Below are 18,384 nucleotides of genomic sequence, written 5' to 3' on the forward strand. Positions count from 1 at the left end.
GCGAGTTGTTGGTTCCGGCGGGTCCATTTGGCAAGTACCCATTTTACGTCCCTCTCTCATGTCTATTACCCTTATTCTGATTATCATTACCGTAGCCATCAGTTGGTACGCCTGGAACAACCCGTCGTTGCTGGACAAATGGATGCTGAATCCCTACCGCGTCATCCAAAAAAAAGAATACTACCGCTTTATTACGTCGGGCTTTATTCACGCCGACTTCGGGCACCTGCTTTTCAACATGCTCAGCCTTTGGTTTGTGGGGGAGGGTATCGAGCGGCTGTTTGGAATGCTCTTTGGCCCCGACGGGCGCTTTTACTACCTATTTCTGTACATCGTAGGCATCATTGTCTCGGACATTCCGACCTTCATCAAGCACCGCAAAAACGCCAAGTATAATTCTCTGGGTGCTTCGGGTGGCGTGTCGGCGGTACTTTTCGCGGCTATTCTGTACGCGCCTTTGCTGCAGGTATGTTTATACTTTGCCATCTGTATGCCCGGTTTTATTTTCGGTTTGCTTTTCCTGGGATACTCGTTTTACGAGTCGCGACGGGGGCGGGGGTACGTCAACCACGACGCCCACATGTACGGGGCTATTTTCGGTATGTTGTTTATGGCAGTGGTCTACCCGGCTTCGGTACCTGGCTTTGTGGAGCAAATCGGTAGTTGGCGTCTTTTTTAATTCTCCATGCTGAGGCTTCTGCGGCAACCGTACCCTTTTTCAGACTCCCCCCGGCGCGACTTCCTGTTTTCGCTGGGGGTAGGTACTTTTGTTACGCTTTTTCTGTACGCTTTTCAGCCCTTTGGGCTGGCCCAATGGCGAAGTGGGCAAAAAGGATGGGTGTTGGTCGGGTACGGGTTGGTTACCTTCACCATGATGCTTTTCCTGTACTTTGTGCTGAAACGAATCTGGTTGCGGCGCGTTTTTCGGGAAGACAACCATACCGTGGGCCGCGAAATCCTGCAGGTACTGGCGGTTTTAACCCTTATTACGATCGGGAACTACGGGTACTCTTGGGCTATCTTTAGGGGAACCACCGGCTCCCATACCGAGGAGTTTGCGCGGGTAATGGGCTATACGCTGCTCATTGGCATTTTCCCCACGGCCGCTTCGGTCTTTTTTAATTATATCTACCAGCTCAAAAAATACAGCCATCCGCCCCAAGTACCTCAGCGCGCGGAAAGTATCCCGCAAGCCCAGCAGGAGCCGCTGCGGCTAGTGGCCGAAAACGGAAAAGATAGCCTGGCCCTATTGCCGGAAGCGTTGCTGTACATCGAGGCGGCGGACAATTACTGTGAAGTTGTTTTTGAGCAGTCGGGCCAGCTCCGCCGGGAACTAGTGCGCAGCAGCCTCAGCCGATTGGAAACACAAATTTTCTCGGATCAGCTGTTGCGCTGCCATCGTTCCTACCTGGTCAATCTGGGCCGGGTGGTGAAGGTAACGGGCAACGCGCAGGGCTATAAGCTCCACCTGGATGCCGGAGGGGCCATTCCGGTAGCGAGGCGCTACAACGGGGCGATTGTGGATCGGCTAAAAAGCGAGTCGATAGGTACCTAAAAGTACCTAAGCTAACTCCGCCAGGACGGTCACACTGCCTACCGTTTTATCCCCCAGCTTCACCTTGATGTCCGCGTCGAGCGGCACGAACACATCCACCCGGGAGCCAAACTTGATGAAGCCCATTTCGCTGCTTTGCTCCACGGGCTGCCCTTCTTTGACGTACCAGCGAATACGCCGGGCCACGGCGCCCGCGATTTGCCGGAACAGAATATCGACGCCCTGGGCGGTACGAATCACGATGGTGGTACGTTCGTTGTCGGTACTGGACTTGGGATGCCAGGCTACCAGGTACAAGCCGGGGTGGTACTTGAAGTACTGCACCACGCCGCTGACGGGCGTCCAGTTGACGTGTACATTGAGTGGCGACATGAAGATGCTGATCTGGCGGCGCGGGCCCTGAAAGTACTCCGATTCTACGGCTTCCTCAATCACCACTACCTTCCCATCGCAGGGAGCGATGATTTGCCGTTCATCTTGGGAAATGACGCGCTTCGGATGCCGGAAAAACTGCACGATCAGCACAAAGAAAAGAACGCTAACCAGCAGCAAAAGCCCGTGTAGCCAGCCTAGTTCGGGCGTGAGCGAGCGCACGCCCCAGTTAATGAGCAGGAGCAAAAGGGCGGTGCCGCCGATGATGGTATAGCCTTCTTTGTGAATCGTCATGGGAAGTACAATGGGTTCGAGGTCGTAAAAATACGAATATTGGCTAATTATGGAAACCTCAAATTCCACGGAGTTAGTGTAGAGGCGGGAATCGAAGGGAGGTCCGGAGCAAAAAGAACGGAATCCGGGGGTACTTGGTAGCCGGGAAATGAAAAACCCCTGCCCATCCGAAACGGATAAGGCAAGGGTTTCGTGGCTTCATGGCCAGGTACTTTATTCGATCACGACGCACTGGCCGCTCTCTACGTCTTGCTCTACTTTTTTAAACTTCACGTCGCGCAGTACGCGCCCGTCGCGGTACTGTACGGTTACCTTCTGGTTGCGGTCGGCAATTTTGATGGCGCGTACCGGTTCTTTTCGTACCGTCGACTCCATCTGCCGGGCGTACTCGTCGGGTCCGGCTCCGTTTTCGGCGGCGTAGTCCTCTTCGCGGTTGGTTTGCAGAACGGGCGCGGGCTCCCGGCGGCGTACGGGTGGCTGTACCTGCTCGGGCGCGGCTTGCTCCTGCGGAATGTCGGCCTTCATCAGGAAGGCGATCATGTCAAAGTTTACTTTACTAAGGAAACGCTTGAAGAGCTCCACCGACTCAAACTTGTAGATCAGCAGCGGGTCCTTCTGTTCAAAAACGGCGTTTTGTACCGACTGTTTGAGGTCGTCCATTTCGCGCAGGTGCTCCTTCCATTCCTGGTCGATAAGCGAAAGAACGATGGCCTTTTCCATTTCGCGGATAATCTCGCGGCCCTCGGTGTCGATGGCCTTCTTGAGATTCACCACAACCCCGGCTTGCCGAAGTCCGTCCGAAAACGGAATCATGATTTCGGTGATGGTAGCGCCCCGCTCCGTGTAAATGGATTTGAGGATCGGCAGTGCTTTTTGGGCTATGGCCGCATTTTTGGCCTGGTAATGTTTCTCCGCGGCTGTATACAAGCGTTGAGCCCGCTCGGTATCCTTGAGGCGACCGTACTCGTCGGTACTGAAAGGTACTTCCATCCCCAGCGTGGTGAGCGTAGCCAGTTCCAGTTCGTCGTAGCTGCCGGAGGTATTGGCCGTTATCTCTTCGCAAACGTCGTATAGATTGTTGGCAATATCGACGGCCAGGCGGTCGCCGAAGAGCGCGTTCCGGCGACGGCGGTAAATGGCGTCGCGCTGGTAATTCATCACGTCGTCATATTCGAGCAGACGCTTCCGAATACCGAAGTTGTTTTCCTCTACCTTCTTCTGGGCCCGCTCAATGGACTTGGTAATCATGCTGTGCTGAATAACCTCGCCTTCTTCCAGCCCCATCCGATCCATGACCTTGGCCATGCGGTCGGAGCCGAAGAGTCGCATGAGGCTATCTTCCAGCGATACGAAAAACTGCGTAGAACCAGGATCACCCTGGCGGCCGGCGCGTCCGCGGAGCTGGCGGTCTACCCGGCGGCTTTCGTGGCGCTCGGTACCTACGATGGCAAGTCCACCCGCAGCTTTGGAGTCGGGCGTTAGCTTGATGTCAGTACCCCGGCCGGCCATGTTGGTGGCGATAGTGACGGTACCCGGCTTGCCCGCCTCGGCTACCACTTCGGCCTCACGCTGGTGCTGCTTGGCGTTTAGCACCTGATGAGGTATTTTGCGCAGAGTTAGCATCCGGCTGATGATCTCAGAGTTTTCAACGGAGGTAGTACCTACCAGTACCGGGCGGCCCTTCTGCACCAGGTCTACGATCTCGTCGGCCACGGCGTTATACTTTTCCCGCACCGAGCGGTACACTTTATCTTCCTCGTCGCGGCGGCTGATGGCCACGTTCGTGGGGATGGATACCACATCCAGTTTATAGATTTGCCAAAACTCGCCCGCTTCGGTTTCGGCGGTACCGGTCATCCCGGCCAGTTTGTGGTACATCCGGAAGTAGTTCTGGAGCGTTACGGTGGCGTAAGTTTGGGTGGCGTCTTCTACCTTGACGTTCTCCTTGGCCTCAATGGCCTGGTGCAGGCCGTCCGAGTACCGCCGACCATCCATGATCCGGCCCGTTTGCTCATCTACGATCTTCACTTTACCGTCCATAAGTACGTACTCTACGTCCTTCTCAAAAAGCGTGTAGGCTTTCAGCAGCTGATTGACCGTGTGAATCCGGGCCGTTTTGACGGAGTAATCGCGAATAAGGGCTTCTTTTTTCAAAATACGCTCCTGCTCGTTGAGGGACGTATCCTTCTCAATGGCGTTGAGATCAATGGCAATATCGGGCAGAATAAAGAAATTGGTTTCTTCGGATTCTCCCGTCAGGAAGTCAATACCTTTTTCGGTCAATTCAATGCTATTGTGCCGTTCGTCGATGGTAAAGTACAGCGGCGCGTCGGCTTCGGGCATGAGCTTCTGATTCTCGGCCAGGTAGATGCTCTCGGTTTCCTGCATCAGCGCTTTCATGCCCGACTCGCTCAGAAACTTGATGAGGGGCTTGTACTTGGGCATACCGCGAAAAACGCGGAAGAGGGCTAAGCCACCCTCCTTTTTGTTCCCGGCAGCAATTTTGCGCTTGGCGTCGTTGAGCAAGTCCATCGCCAACTTTTTCTGGGCCTCCACGATCCGGCTTACCCTGGGTTTTAGCTCCAAGAAATCCTGCTCGTCGCCGCGGGGTACGGGCCCACTGATGATGAGCGGCGTACGGGCGTCGTCGATCAGAACGGAGTCTACCTCATCCACCATCGCGAAGTGGTGCTTGCGCTGTACCAGCTCCTCCACGCCACGCGACATATTATCGCGGAGGTAGTCGAAGCCAAATTCGTTGTTGGTACCATAGGTAAGGTCGGCCTTGTAGGCATTACGACGAGCCGTGGTATTGGGCTGGTGCAGGTCGATGCAGTCGACGCTGAGTCCGTGAAACTCAAAGAGGGGCGCATTCCACTCGGCATCGCGTTTGGCCAGGTAGTCGTTTACGGTGACGATGTGCACGCCTCGGCCCGCCAGCGCGTTGAGAAAGGCCGGAAGAGTAGCCACCAGCGTTTTTCCTTCCCCGGTAGCCATCTCGGCAATTTTACCCTGGTGAAGTACCACCCCGCCAATAAGCTGCACATCATAGTGGACCATCTCCCATTTTACCGGATTTCCGATGACGTTCCAGGTGTTGCTCCAAAAGGCTTTATTTCCGTTAAGAGTTACGTTTGACTTACGGGTGGCAATCTCCCGGTCAAAGTAGGTAGCTGTTACTTCCAGGCTTTCATTTTCTTTAAACCGACGGGCGGTTTCTTTGACTACGGCAAAAGCTACCGGCAAAATATCCAGCAGTACTTTTTCCAGCTCTTTGTTTCGATCCTCTTCGAGGGTATCAATTTGCTTAAAAATGGTTTCTTTCGCATCAACATCCGCCTCGTCTTCGGCCTGCTGGTGTAACTGCTTGATTTTCTCGTCGATGGGAGATAGTTCCTTAGCAATGTGCGCTCTCAGTTCGTCCGATTTGGCCCGCAACTCGTCGTGGGTCAAAGAAGCCAGCAGCTCGTACTCCGCGTTAACTTTCCCTACGTAGGGAAGCAATTCCTTCAAATCCCGCTCCGACTTGGTGCCGAACAGCTTCGCGAATAATTTTATCATGGTATGTGTTTGATCGTTAAAAGCCTTAGATAAGACAGTTGATTTTGTTGGAGGTTAAATCACCAAGGGCAACGTTCACACCAACTCATTTGGTGAGCACCTGCCCTACTTTAATTTAAAGCGTATAAAGATCAGGCCTTTCCTTACTCAAAATGCCAGATTGTCAGTTGATGGTACCTTCCTGACTGCAAAGTTAATTTTTTGCCCCTAGTTTAGTAACAAGATTTAAATAATAGTAGTGCGGAATGGTAAGAATGGCCGAATGAGGGGTTTCTCAAAGTACCCTGGACTCGAAATTTATCGCTTAGAAAATACAGAATCGTAGTATCTTGGGGGTTTCAAAAGGCACCCTCATGAAAAAAATCTACAACAACCTTACCTTTCGCGTATTAACGGCCATCCTACTCGGAATCCTGTTGGGGCATTTTGCACCAAGTACGGCCGCCCAGATGAAGCCCCTGGGCGACGTATTCATCAACATGATCAAGATGGTGATTGCACCCATTATATTCCTGACCATTGTGCTAGGAATTAGTAACATGGGCGACCTCAAAAAGGTAGGCCGTGTGGGGGGGAAAGCGTTGTTGTACTTTGAAATCATCACAACCATCGCCTTGGTCATCGGCCTGGTGGTGGCCAATCTGATCCGGCCGGGCGACGGGGTCGTTACGACGGGGCTCGCTACCAGTGGCTCGGCCGAGGCCGTAAGCCGCTACGCCCAGCAGAGCGCCGAGATGGACTGGATGGATTTCTTCATGCACGTGGTACCCAGCAACGCGGTGGGGGCTTTTGCCGAGGGGGACATCCTGCAAGTACTGGTCTTCTCGGTTCTTTTTGGCATGGGGCTCACACGGATGGGCAGTAGCGGGCAGAGCCTCATTCGTGCCTTCGACCGCCTTTCCAAAGTCTTTTTCAATATTTTGAATATCGTCATGAAGCTGGCTCCCATCGGGGCCTTTGGTGGGATGGCCTATACCATAGGTACCTACGGTCTGGCGGCGTTACTACCACTGGGCAAGCTCATGATAACGGTCTATGTTACCATGTTTTTATTCATTTTTGTGGTACTTAACCTGGTACTTCGCTACTATAAGATCAGCCTCTGGCAGCTTTTAAAGTACATCAAAGAGGAGCTCCTGATTGTATTGGGTACTTCCTCGTCGGAGTCGGTGCTGCCGCTGATCATGGACAAGCTCGAGCATCTGGGCTGTTCGCGCTCAGTGGTAGGGCTGGTAATTCCGGCCGGGTACTCTTTCAACCTAGACGGCACGACCATCTACCTATCCATGGCGGTGGTCTTTTTGGCGCAGGTATTTCAGGTAGACTTGACCCTGGCGCAGGAACTGACCATACTGGGTATCCTGATGGTAACTTCAAAGGGAGCGGCGGGCGTGACGGGGAGTGGATTTATTGTCCTGGCCTCCACGCTGACGGCCGTCAAGGTTATCCCCCTGGAAGGCCTGGCGCTCCTATTGGGCGTCGACCGCTTCATGTCCGAGGCACGTGCCATTACCAATACCATTGGCAATACCGTGGCGACGGTATGGCTGGCTCGCAACGAAAACGAGCTGGACATGAAGCGTCTTCGGCAAGTGTTTAATAAAGAAGAAATAGATCCGCTGGCAAACTATGACTATTAATGACCTTGATCCCCGTGAGCGCCCCTACGTACTGGGCGCGCGCCTGGCTATATTCTTGTACATACTACCCATGCTGCTCCTGGCCTACCAGGTAATCCAGCTGCCTTTATGGGCTCTTTACCTGTTGCCCTTGCCCTACTTTCTGGTGACGGGCTACTGCTACCTGAAGCTTAGTGAAGAAGGGCGTTTGTTCATTCGACCGCTGTCCCTGGCCCTGACATTGGTGATGCACATAGCCATCTGCTATTACATCTTTGGCCGGTAGAAAGCAGGGGCTTAACTACCCCTAAAAAAGCCCTTTCTTCCCCGGCTCGGGCCGTTTATCCAAAATCTAAACAACTACTTGGCAATGCATAGTACCTTTGATACATCAAATCAAAGAAAAAAACGCAAAGCCATGAAAAATAATAGATTATTTCGCAACGTAGATCAAAAAGTAATAGGGGGAGTAGCGGCGGGATTGGCCGACTACTTTGCACTGGATGTCGTCCTGGTTCGGGTACTGTTTGTGCTGGCCTTCTTCGTCCCCATCCCCTTTCACGTTTTACTGTTCTACATTATTTTGTGGATCGTAATGCCTAGCAACAAGCGGGTACAGGAAACAAACTGGAACGCCAACAGCTAGCGGGCTCCCTGCCCAAGTACCTGGTGTAACAAGCCGTCCCGTGGGAACAAGCCCGGGGCGGTTTTTTGTTTTAAAAATTAATGGTACTTTTACAAATGGTATGCCTGCATACTACCTTCAAAGCAAACTTGAACCAATAACCTAACCAAGCCTTATGAACGCATACATAGTAGCGGGCTACCGCAGTGCGGTGGGCAAAGCCCCCAGGGGCGGCTTTCGCTTTACGCGCCCCGATGACCTGGGAGCCGACGTGATCAAATACATGATGGCCCAAGTACCCCAACTGGACCCCACCCGGGTGGATGACGTAATTGTGGGGAACGCGGTACCCGAGGCAGAGCAGGGTATGCAGATGGGGCGGTTCGTGTCGCTGCTGTCGCTGCCCGAGAACGTGTCCGGCATGACCATCAACCGCTACTGCGGCTCGGGTGTGGAGGCGATTGCCATTGCAGCCGCCAAGATTAGTGCCGGCATGGGTGAGTGCATCATTGCCGGAGGAACGGAGTCGATGTCGCTAGTACCAGTGATGGGCTGGAAAACGGCCCTCAATTACGAAATAGCTCACTCAAACCCCGACTATTACCTCAGCATGGGCCTGACGGCCGAGCAGGTAGCCAAGGACTACAAGGTGAGCCGCGAAGATCAGGATGCCTTTGCCTTTGCCTCCCATCAGAAAGCCCTGGCCGCCCAGCAGGAGGGGCGGTTCCGGGAAGATATTGTCCCCATTACGGTAAAGGAGACCTACTTTGATCCCGAATCGGGTAAGAAGAAAACCAAGGAGTACGTGGTAGACCGGGACGAAGGGCCTCGGGCCGATACCACGCCGGAAGCCCTGGCTCGGCTCCGACCGGTATTTGCGGCGGGCGGTAGCGTGACGGCTGGTAATTCTTCCCAAACCTCCGACGGAGCGGCCTTTGTGCTGGTGATGTCGGAGCGGCTGGTCAATGAGCTAGGGTTAAAGCCCGTGGCTCGCATGCTTTCGTACGCTACGGCGGGGGTAGATCCGCGTATTATGGGGATCGGCCCCGTGGCCGCCGTACCTAAAGCCCTGAAACAGGCCGGGCTGAAACTGGGGGATATTGACCAAATAGAACTTAACGAAGCTTTTGCGGCGCAGTCGCTGGCGGTCATGCGCGAGCTAGACATCAATCCGGACATCGTGAACCCAAACGGCGGTGCCATTGCCTTGGGCCATGCGCTGGGGTCTACGGGTGCGCGCCTGTCGGTGCAGCTCTTCAACGAAATGCGCCGCCGAAACCAGAAGTACGGCATGGTAACGGCCTGCGTAGGCGGGGGTCAGGGGGTAGCAGGTATCTACGAGCTACTCAGCTAGGCAAGTCATTTAACGTCCATAGAACTGCCATTTGATAAATCTCCGGGGAAGGTAGAAGTACTTCCTCGGAGATTTTTTACTTTTGGGCTTCACTTTGTACCCTCGCATGGACGTTTCCATCATTATCATTAATTACCGTTGCGCCGATCTGATCATCAATTGCCTGCGTTCGGTGTATGCGTTTACAACGGGCGTAACCTTTGAGGTCATTGTGGTCGATAATGATCCTGAGCAAGGAGCAGGAGCGCAGATCCGGGCTCTTTTTCCCGACGTACGCTGGTTGGATATGGACTATAATGCGGGCTTTGGCCGGGCCAATAACGCGGGAATGGCGCTGGCTCAGGGGCGGTACTTTCTGCTGCTCAACGCAGATACCTTGCTGGTGGATAACGTGATCGGACGGTGCATGAACCGTATGGATCAGCAGCAGGATGTAGCCGCCTGCGGCGCGCTCCAGCACTACCCCGACCTGAGCCCAATGCCCTTTTATACGAGTTTTAACGATTTTCGGAAAACGTTCTTTATTCTACCCCCTAACCGACCCTTTCAAGCCCTGTTGGATTGGCTATTTCCTGAGCCGCGATACGCAGATCCCGAGCAGCACGACTGGTTGGTAGGTGCTTTTGTGTTTGTGCGGAGGGACGTAGTGGCACAGGTCGGCGGCTTCGACGAAGATTTTTTCATGTACGGAGAAGATGTCGAATGGTCGGGGCGCTTAGGGAAAGTAGGTAAACTATGCTATTTCAACGATTGCAAATTCATCCATCTGGAAAATAAAAACCCTTTCCGGCGTACCCATATTTCCTGGATCAACCGTTTTAGTACCCAAATGCAAATCTCCAATTTCGGCTGGATTCGGAAGCAGTACGGGGTGGGAGCCTACCTGGTGCTGATTCTTCACTACCTCTCAATGATTCCGGTCGTTTTTCTCTGGAAAATGGTGATCAACGTCAAGAAGCACGGAAATCCGTTCGCTGAACTTCGTACGCAGGTAATCTACACGAAAAAAACGCGGGTAATTCTAAGGTACTTTTGGAAAACACTCTTTCGCCAGAAAGGCTTTTATAAGATAAAACCCTCAGAAAACATTGATTTATTAACGGCTTCATGAGTATATCCACCAAACGTCGCATTCTGTTTTTTACCCCCTTTGCCACCCGTACCGGTTCAGAGATGATGCTTTTGTACATCCTGCGCCATCTGGATCGTACCCGCTTTGAGGCCGGGCTGGTTAGCTTTGCCAAGGGGGAGCTATTGGAAGATTTACCATCGGATATTCCCGTGTTCATTGCGCCCCGGCAGTTTACCCTTCCGCAAAAAGTAGCCTTTCACCTGGGATTTAACCCAACATTGATGTATCTCCGAAAATTGGCTCGAACCTTTAAGGCTGATCTTTGGTACGTCAATACCATTATGCTGCCCGAAACGATTACCGTAGCTCGTGAATTTTCCATTCCGGTGGTAACTCATTTTCACGAGCTACCCTTAACCTATATTTACCTAAGCGATGTAGATTTTAAGAGCATCGTGGAGTATTCGACGGCACTCATTGGTTGCTCAGGAGTAACCTGTCAGGCTATTCGGGATGCAGGCGGTAAGCGCGTTCACCTGGTTCATGAATTCATTGATGATCAGCAGGTCAAGATAGATTTTGCCGAAATACAAGCCATTCGAAAAGAGTTAGAAATTGCCGAGAACGACTTTGTGTGGGTCATGTCTGGTATGACGTCGGAGCGTAAAGGGTTTGATCTTCTCCCCGACATCGCGTCCCTGCTGGATGACCCCCACGTCCATTTAATTTGGGTAGGTGCCCGGATCAACGATGGGTTGGTTTACTATACGGAGCAGCGCCTTAAAAATTCGACAAGTCGTACTAAAGTTCACCTGGTGGGTAAACAGAAGGAGCGGTATTATAGTTACTTAGGTGCCGGTAATGGTTTTTTACTTACGTCCCGGCAGGACCCTTTTCCGCTGGTCATGATTGAGGCGGCCTTATTGGGCAAACCCATCGCCGCCTTTCCCTCCGGTGGGGTTTCGGAGTTTGTATTAGAAAATATGGGGGCCGTAACGAACGACTTCAGTGTACGCCAACTAGTGGAGGCTATGCATAAGATTAGGCAAGGTACCCTTAAACATAACCCCTCCCAAAGCCGAGAGCGAGCTCGGCAATTTAACATTCAAAACGGCATAGCACAGTGGGAAACTACCCTCGAAAAGTTGTTATAAGCCAGGCTTTCTGTTTATATTGTGGTGCGGACAGAATGATAAGGTAGAATAATAAAAAGGACAAATGCTATTGAAAAGATTTATTTGGTTTCGTTGGACAGCGAAGGTGGCGCTAGTAGCCTTTCTCTTTTTAGGAATGCACCCTTCCCGTGGATTTGATAATGAGGGCCTAACGATCTATTCAGCGCCCCCTAGCGGGGATAAGCAGCGCTATTTAGCCTTGATGATCCTGAATCTAGCCGATGACCCTAACTATGAATTAGAAGTAATTAGACAGGGAGCTTCTACAGGATTAAATTCCATTCTTCTTACTATAGCCTGGGATAAAGTTTATCAACAGTCTCCTACAGGACCTGCCAATTGGGCTCGCTTTGACAACCAGATTAAACTGGCTAAAGATTTGGGCATGAAAGTCGCCATACGTGTGATGGTAGGGCGTGGTTCTCATAATCTAAATGGCTTCTGGGATTTGAAAACACAAAGTGCTCTGGATTACAAGCAAAATCCCATGCTTGAAGTCTATAACACAACCCATTTCAGTTTTTTACATCAGCCATCGGTGGAACTGGCAGCCGATTTTGTCAAGCAAGTGGCAGATCGATACAAGTACTTACTAGCCGACAATAGTTTGCTATTTATGTCAGTAGCCAATAACCCCACGCAGGAGCTGGGGTATCACATGCTAACAATACCCCCCAGTGGTGAATATTCAGAGATGTACCACACCATTTTCGACTATTCTTCATTTTACAAGCAAGGGTTTAGAGAATGGGCTCGGTCAAAGTATAAAAAGCTAATCCGTCTGAACCGCTTGTGGGGTTCAGATTACAAAGCTTTTGAAAATATAGAACCGCCGGTGGCTTACTGGGATCCAAAGGAGTCTTTTTTTGGCCGGAAGGGAAAAGACTGGTACATTTTTCGGCATGAAGCGCTGAAAAAATATAACGACCTATGTATCAAGACAATTAAAGGAGTCGATCCCCGCATTCGATATATCAATGAATTTGGGGCTGTTGTTGACATTGCTAGCGGTATTAGAGGCAGTTTGGCTTTTAAAAATTTAGGTGAGCATACGGATGGTACCAAAGTGAATGATGGACATGGGTACGATCACCATTGGTCAATAGATGTCGTAAGGAGTAACGTCAAGCCAGGGCACTGGGTCATGAATGAAGTATTCTATGCGGATTTCAAACCGGCTTCTGAATATTATCGGCACATAGACGGAAGTTTTCAGAATGGAGCGAACTTAGTAGCCTTTGTCCTTTCTACTCCCCGAGACGTGCAGGCTATGCGCGAAGTCATTGTCAATTCTGTCCAAAAATGGTCACATGTACCCCTAGAACCGGTCTTAGCTCGAGATACTGTAACCTATTTGTTATCCCGTGCTATCGATCGAGGCGCCGAAGAGGTTGCCTATGGTATCTGGAAAAATCTGTCTAACAGCGGAGATGGCACGATTCGTCCAGTACACGTTCAGCTTCAGGAAGACATTCTGAGTGAGGAATACTGGAAAGCGGCGGAGAATACACCACCCTATCTGCAAAACCCTATCCCGATGCGGATCATTGCCATAGACAGAGACTTTAGCTACCGCATTCCGGATAATACATTTGCAGACTACGATGGCGTAATTGTTCGGCTGGAAGTAGCACAGGTACCCGCCTGGATGAAGTACGAAGCCGGTGTATTCAGCGGCAGACCCACTGCCCTGGGTGATCACCGAATCATGGTGAGAGCCATCGACGATGAGGGCGGTTCGTCCGAAGCTTACTTTACGATCCGGGTCGATACGCGCGAAAATGCCAACCAGCCGCCCACCGTGGCCAAGAACTTCCCCAGCCTGGTGGCGGTAGTGAATGAACCTTTCACCTACACCATTCCCAAAGAGGCCTTTGTGGACTCTGACGGTAGCATCACGTCCGTAGAAGTAACGGAGTTGCCTGCCTGGCTGAGGTACCAAAATGGTGTGCTAACAGGGGTGCCTCCTCTGACGGGAGAGTTTCGGACGGGTGTAAAAGCCTACGACGATTTGGGTGCCTTTGTCGAAACTTACCTTACGATCCGGGTAGTAGAGCCGCAGTATTTCAATAATCCACCCTACGTACAATCCACGATACCGGTAAAGTTTGCGAAAGTTAATGAGCCATTCACGTATACGCTGCCTACCAATATCTTTGGCGATAGCGATGGCTATATTTCCTTTATTACCGTGCAGGATTTGCCGGGCTGGATGAGCTTTTCGGACAATACTTTTTCAGGTACCCCTCCCCAGGAAGGACAGTACCGCTTTACCGTACGTGGTTACGATAATGGGGGGCACCACGCCGAAACGCCCTTTATCCTCAATGTCGAAATTCCTCAGCTGACATTCGATCTACTGCGGGCAGGGAAGGCCATCGACCGCCAGCGCATTCAGATCCTGCAACCGGGCGATCTGTTGTCCGTTGATTCGCTGCCTTCCCTACTCAACATTTATGCTTACGGAAATTTTGAGTTCGACCGGCTCAATTTTCAACTCCAGGGTCCTTATCGGCACGAAAGCGCCGCTCCCCGTTTTCCTCATGCCCTTTTTCCCGGCGAACAGGGGTTTGCTCCCTACATAGGTCAGTACACGCTGACGGCCTTTGCGTTTAAGGAAGATTCAATGGTACTGACCAACGAGGTACAGTTCAGCATCATAGCGGGAGACTCAACGGACGTTACGGGTAACCTATCGGCCTGGCAATATTATCCCAATCCTTTCGATGGTGTTTTTAATATAAAACTACCTAACCCCACTACCGCCGCGGACTACGACTTCAGCCTAATCACCGCCCTGGGTCAGCGTATACCTATTTCGCAGGGGAGTATAGCCATGTTTGGTGACGTGGCTATGGTGGATCTCACCAGTCTTAGCTTGTCGGCGGGCGTGTACTATATTCAGGTTGCAGCGGCCGGGGAGGTACTTCAAACCATTAGGGTAGCGAAGTACTAAGCTCGCTAAAACATCGCTTCGCTTATTTCCAATAGTATGCTTGCATAATAGTAAGTGTTGTTCTATATTTGCGTTATGCAAAAATAGTATGCGCGCATACTATGTGTATTCAGTGCTACTTAAACCCGAAAATGGATAAGATCATGGCTACGGAAATAGGAAAGAAATCCTCGCTAAAAGGAGGCGAATTTTTGATCAAAGAAACGGAAGCTTCGCAGGTATTTCTGCCCGAGGAATTCACCGAGGAGCAGCAAATGATTGCCGAAACTTGCCGAGATTTCTTGCGGACGGAGATCTGGCCGAGGCTGGACGAGATTGACCATGCCAAGAGTCCCGAGCTGATCGCTTCGCTGATGGACAAAGCCGGTGAGCTGGGTCTGCTGGGGACAGCCGTGCCCGAGGAATACGGTGGGTTTGGCATGAACTTCAATACCTCCATGCTCGTAGCCGAAACGACCGGTCCCGGTAACTCGTTTTCCGTGGCGCTGTCAGCCCATACGGGCATAGGTACTTTGCCTATTGTGTACTACGGCAACGAGGAGCAAAAAGCCAGGTACCTGCCTAAGCTCGCCACGGGTGAATGGAAAGCTGCCTATTGCCTCACCGAGCCCGACTCCGGCTCTGACGCCAACTCGGGCAAAACTAAAGCCCGACTGAGCGACGACGGAAAGTACTACCTGCTCAACGGGCAAAAAATGTGGATCACCAACGGGGGCTTTGCTGACCTGTTCATCGTGTTTGCCAAGATCGAGGAAAATGGATCTACCGATAAAAACCTGACGGCCTTTTTGGTGGAGAAATCATACAGCGGGATTAGCATGAACGAGCCCGAGCACAAGATGGGCATCAAAGGCTCCGATACACGCCAAATTTTCTTTAACGACTGCCAGGTACCCGTCGAGAACCTGCTTTCGGAGCGGGGCAACGGGTTCAAGATTGCTGTAAATATCCTCAACATCGGCCGCATCAAGCTAGCCGCCGCCACCTTGGGAGGTGCTAAGAAAGTAGCCGAGCAGGCCATTCAATATGCCAACGAACGGAAACAATTCGGAACGGCCATCGCCAATTTTGGCGCGATCAAATACAAACTGGCTGAAATGGCGATCCGGATTTTTGCTTCTGAGTCGGCTGCTTACCGCGCCGGGCAGAACATTGATGACCTGATTGACGACTATAAAAATGCCGGCTTGGGCGACTCGGAAGCCAAACTAAAAGCCCTGGAAGAATTTGCCATCGAGTGTGCCATGATGAAAGTACACAGCTCAGAGGTACTTGACTACGTCGTAGATGAGGGCGTGCAGGTGTACGGCGGGATGGGCTTCTCGGCCGATGCCCCCATGGACCGCGCCTACCGCGACAGCCGCATCAACCGGATTTTTGAAGGTACCAACGAGATCAACCGGCTCCTGACGGTGGACATGCTCCTGAAGCGGGCGCTAAAAGGGCAGCTGGACCTGATGGGACCCGCTATGGCCGTAGCCAAAGAAATTATGTCGATTCCGGATTTCGGTGCCAGCGACGACGAAGTACCTTTCGCCGCCGAAAAGAAGGTGATTAAGAACCTGAAGAAGGCCGTGCTGATGGTAGCCGGGGCCGCCGTGCAGAAGTTCATGATGAAGCTCTCGGAGGAGCAGGAGATCATCCTCGACCTAGCCGATATGGTGATCGAAACCTACGTGGCCGAGTCGGTGCTGCTGCGCGTCGAGAAGCTGATGGGCATTCAAGGAGAGGCGGCGGTAGCTTTGCAAAAAGACATTGCGCTGGTGTACCTGCACGAAGCGGTAGAACGCGTAGGTACGGCGGGCCGCTCGGCCATCACGAGCTTTGCCGAAGGCGACGAGCTGCGGGTGATGCTCATGGGAATCAAGCGCTTTACCAAAATAGAACCCCTTAACCTCAAGAACGCGCGCCGCCGCATTGCCGAGGCGCTGATTGAGCAAAACAGCTACGCGTTCTAGAGTACACAGCCTACCCAAGGTACCTTCCAGAGGGTACCTTGGCGGGGCCGCTTTAAAGATCGTTCGGGCCTGGTGTCCGCGCAACTAAAAACCAATACGACTACTCGGTACTACCGGAAAAGCCGATTCTGTTTATAGGATCGGCTTTTTTATACGGTACCGAAACTTAAACTTCAAGCCGGTGGTTTTTAGAGCAATCGTTCTGGCCGGGAAGGTCCGACCTGGAAGGTCCGTCTGGAAACGAAACGCCTGGTGTGGCTGGCTCACCGTAAACCCAACTCGTTGTTTTCGATGCTACTTCATTCCGTTGATCTACGTACTACCGGGCAATTCCCCGCCCTGCTGCTTGACTACCTGGATCAAAAACCTTCGCTGAAAGAGTTCTACAACGTTTATCCTACCTTAGCCAACGCCCAGGAGCTCATTACACAACGCACCGATTTTCCAATAGAAAAGCGCCGCACGCTGGTGTCGGTGCTGGAAAAGCAGTACGAGGGGCTCGATAAAGTACCTGATTTTTCCGTTTTACTGGACGAGAAAACCTTTACCGTCACCACGGGCCACCAGCTCAACGTCTGTACCGGGCCGCTCTACGTTATTTATAAGATCGTCACGACCATCAACCTGGCGCGCGCGCTCCAGGAGGCCTATCCCGACTACCGCTTCGTGCCGCTCTACTGGATGGCCACCGAAGACCACGACTTCGAAGAAATTGCCTCCTTTCATCTTTTTGGAAAAAAATACACTTGGAAAGGTACCTATAGCGGAGCCGTAGGGCGGCTCAATCCGCACGAGCTCAAGACCGTCCTGGACGAACTACCCGAGCAAGTACCCCTTTTTGAGAAAGCCTACCTGGAGCAAAGTACCCTGGCCGACGCCGTGCGATGTTACATGCACGCGCTGTTTGGGGCGGAGGGGCTCATTTCGCTGGATGCCGACGAGGCCGAGTTGAAGCGCCACTTCCTGCCCGTGATCAACGATGAGCTGCTGCATCAAGTGGCTGAAAAACAGGTAGCCGACACCTCCGCCCGGCTGGAAACACTCGGGTACCACACGCCCGTACATGCCCGCGACATCAACCTTTTTTACCTCACTGACGGTACCCGCGAGCGGATCGTGCGCGAAGAAGGTACCTTTCAGGTACTTCATACGGACCTGACGTTTAGCCCGGAAGCGATCCTGCAGGAAGCCGAAGCGCACCCGGAGCGCTTCAGCCCCAACGTAGTACTGCGGCCACTGTACCAGGAAACCATTCTGCCCAACCTGGCCTACGTGGGCGGGCCCTCGGAAGTACCCTACTGGATGCAACTCAAAGGCGTTTTTGCGCACTACCAAGTACCTTTCCCCTTGCTTATTCCCCGCAACTTTGCGCTCTACGTCACGACGGCCAGCCGCAAGCGGTTGGAAAAACTCGGCCTGAGCTACGAAGAACTTTTCACGGATCGTCCGGCGCTGCGGCGGCTCTTTGTGGAGCGGCACTCGGCGCACACGCTGCATCTGGAGGACGAAAAACAGGGTTTCTGCCAAGTATTTGACGACATTTTTCAGAAGGCCAGCGCCGTAGACGTGACGATGGAAGACGCCGTGCGGGCCGAGCGGGCGCGGCTGTATAAGTCGCTGGAAAAGCTCGAAAAGCGCATCCGTAAGGCCGAGGAGCGCCACCACGAAACCGAGCTCACCCAGCTGCAAACCGTGCTCGACAAATTTTTCCCCAAGGGTACCCCCCAGGAGCGTCACGACAATTTCCTGAATTTTTACCTCAACGACCGCAACTTTCTCAAGAAGCTGTTGGCGGCCTTCCAGCCCCTCGATTTCCGGTTTACGATTCTGATCGAAGACTGAC

At 52.3% G+C, this 18,384-nt stretch carries 13 protein-coding genes and 1 pseudogene; 12 read left to right on the top strand and 2 right to left on the bottom strand.

Annotated elements, in window-relative coordinates:
• The first annotated feature begins 58 nt into the window (after positions 1–58).
• Together HNQ92_RS14235 and HNQ92_RS14240 are read left to right on the top strand one after the other, a co-directional pair.
• On the top strand, positions 59–679 hold the full coding sequence (locus tag HNQ92_RS14235) for a rhomboid family intramembrane serine protease (RefSeq protein WP_184174726.1): 621 nt from the start codon (positions 59–61) through the stop codon (positions 677–679).
• Positions 680–685: 6 nt separating this feature from the next.
• Positions 686–1,555, top strand: a complete 870-nt coding sequence (locus HNQ92_RS14240; protein WP_184174727.1) for a LytTR family DNA-binding domain-containing protein — start codon at positions 686–688, stop codon at positions 1,553–1,555.
• Positions 1,556–1,561: 6 nt separating this feature from the next.
• Here HNQ92_RS14240 and HNQ92_RS14245 read toward each other — a convergent pair whose 3' ends face one another.
• Both HNQ92_RS14245 and secA read right to left on the bottom strand, forming a co-directional pair.
• Positions 1,562–2,221, bottom strand: a complete 660-nt coding sequence (locus HNQ92_RS14245; protein ID WP_184174728.1) for a phosphatidylserine decarboxylase family protein — start codon at positions 2,219–2,221, stop codon at positions 1,562–1,564.
• Positions 2,222–2,434: 213 nt separating this feature from the next.
• Entirely contained in the window at positions 2,435–5,782 is a 3,348-nt protein-coding gene (gene secA / locus HNQ92_RS14250; protein ID WP_184174729.1) for a preprotein translocase subunit SecA, read from the bottom strand.
• A 353-nt stretch (positions 5,783–6,135) separates the two neighbouring features.
• Here secA and HNQ92_RS14255 point away from each other — a divergent pair, with 353 nt between their 5' ends.
• From HNQ92_RS14255 to bshC, 10 genes and pseudogenes are all read left to right on the top strand, one after another.
• Positions 6,136–7,422: a dicarboxylate/amino acid:cation symporter gene (locus HNQ92_RS14255; protein ID WP_184174730.1), complete on the top strand. Its 1,287-nt coding sequence runs from the start codon at positions 6,136–6,138 to the stop codon at positions 7,420–7,422.
• Positions 7,412–7,687, top strand: a complete 276-nt coding sequence (locus HNQ92_RS14260; protein ID WP_184174731.1) for a hypothetical protein — start codon at positions 7,412–7,414, stop codon at positions 7,685–7,687. The genes HNQ92_RS14255 and HNQ92_RS14260 overlap by 11 nt, the downstream gene beginning before the upstream one ends.
• A gap of 132 nt (positions 7,688–7,819) precedes the next feature.
• Complete coding sequence (locus tag HNQ92_RS14265) at positions 7,820–8,047, top strand: PspC domain-containing protein (protein WP_184174732.1); 228 nt, start codon at positions 7,820–7,822, stop codon at positions 8,045–8,047.
• 154 nt (positions 8,048–8,201) lie between these two features.
• Positions 8,202–9,380, top strand: coding sequence for an acetyl-CoA C-acyltransferase (locus HNQ92_RS14270; RefSeq protein ID WP_184174733.1), 1,179 nt, complete (start codon positions 8,202–8,204; stop codon positions 9,378–9,380).
• A gap of 106 nt (positions 9,381–9,486) precedes the next feature.
• On the top strand, positions 9,487–10,491 hold the full coding sequence (locus HNQ92_RS14275; protein ID WP_184174734.1) for a glycosyltransferase family 2 protein: 1,005 nt from the start codon (positions 9,487–9,489) through the stop codon (positions 10,489–10,491).
• Positions 10,488–11,606, top strand: a complete 1,119-nt coding sequence (locus tag HNQ92_RS14280) for a glycosyltransferase (RefSeq protein ID WP_184174735.1) — start codon at positions 10,488–10,490, stop codon at positions 11,604–11,606. Before HNQ92_RS14275 ends, HNQ92_RS14280 begins: the two co-directional genes overlap by 4 nt.
• A 715-nt stretch (positions 11,607–12,321) precedes the next feature.
• Positions 12,322–12,600: pseudogene (locus tag HNQ92_RS29170) on the top strand (beta-galactosidase); the annotation flags it as partial.
• 381 nt (positions 12,601–12,981) lie between these two features.
• Positions 12,982–14,583, top strand: coding sequence for a putative Ig domain-containing protein (locus tag HNQ92_RS28655; RefSeq protein WP_246440177.1), 1,602 nt, complete (start codon positions 12,982–12,984; stop codon positions 14,581–14,583).
• Between the two features lie 131 nt (positions 14,584–14,714).
• On the top strand, positions 14,715–16,541 hold the full coding sequence (locus tag HNQ92_RS14290; protein WP_221307456.1) for an acyl-CoA dehydrogenase family protein: 1,827 nt from the start codon (positions 14,715–14,717) through the stop codon (positions 16,539–16,541).
• A 291-nt stretch (positions 16,542–16,832) separates the two neighbouring features.
• Complete coding sequence (bshC, locus tag HNQ92_RS14295; protein ID WP_184174737.1) at positions 16,833–18,383, top strand: bacillithiol biosynthesis cysteine-adding enzyme BshC; 1,551 nt, start codon at positions 16,833–16,835, stop codon at positions 18,381–18,383.
• The last annotated feature ends 1 nt before the right edge of the window (position 18,384 follow it).

It is taken from the genome of Rhabdobacter roseus, assembly GCF_014202275.1.
Classification (GTDB): Bacteria; Bacteroidota; Bacteroidia; order Cytophagales; family Spirosomataceae; genus Rhabdobacter; species Rhabdobacter roseus.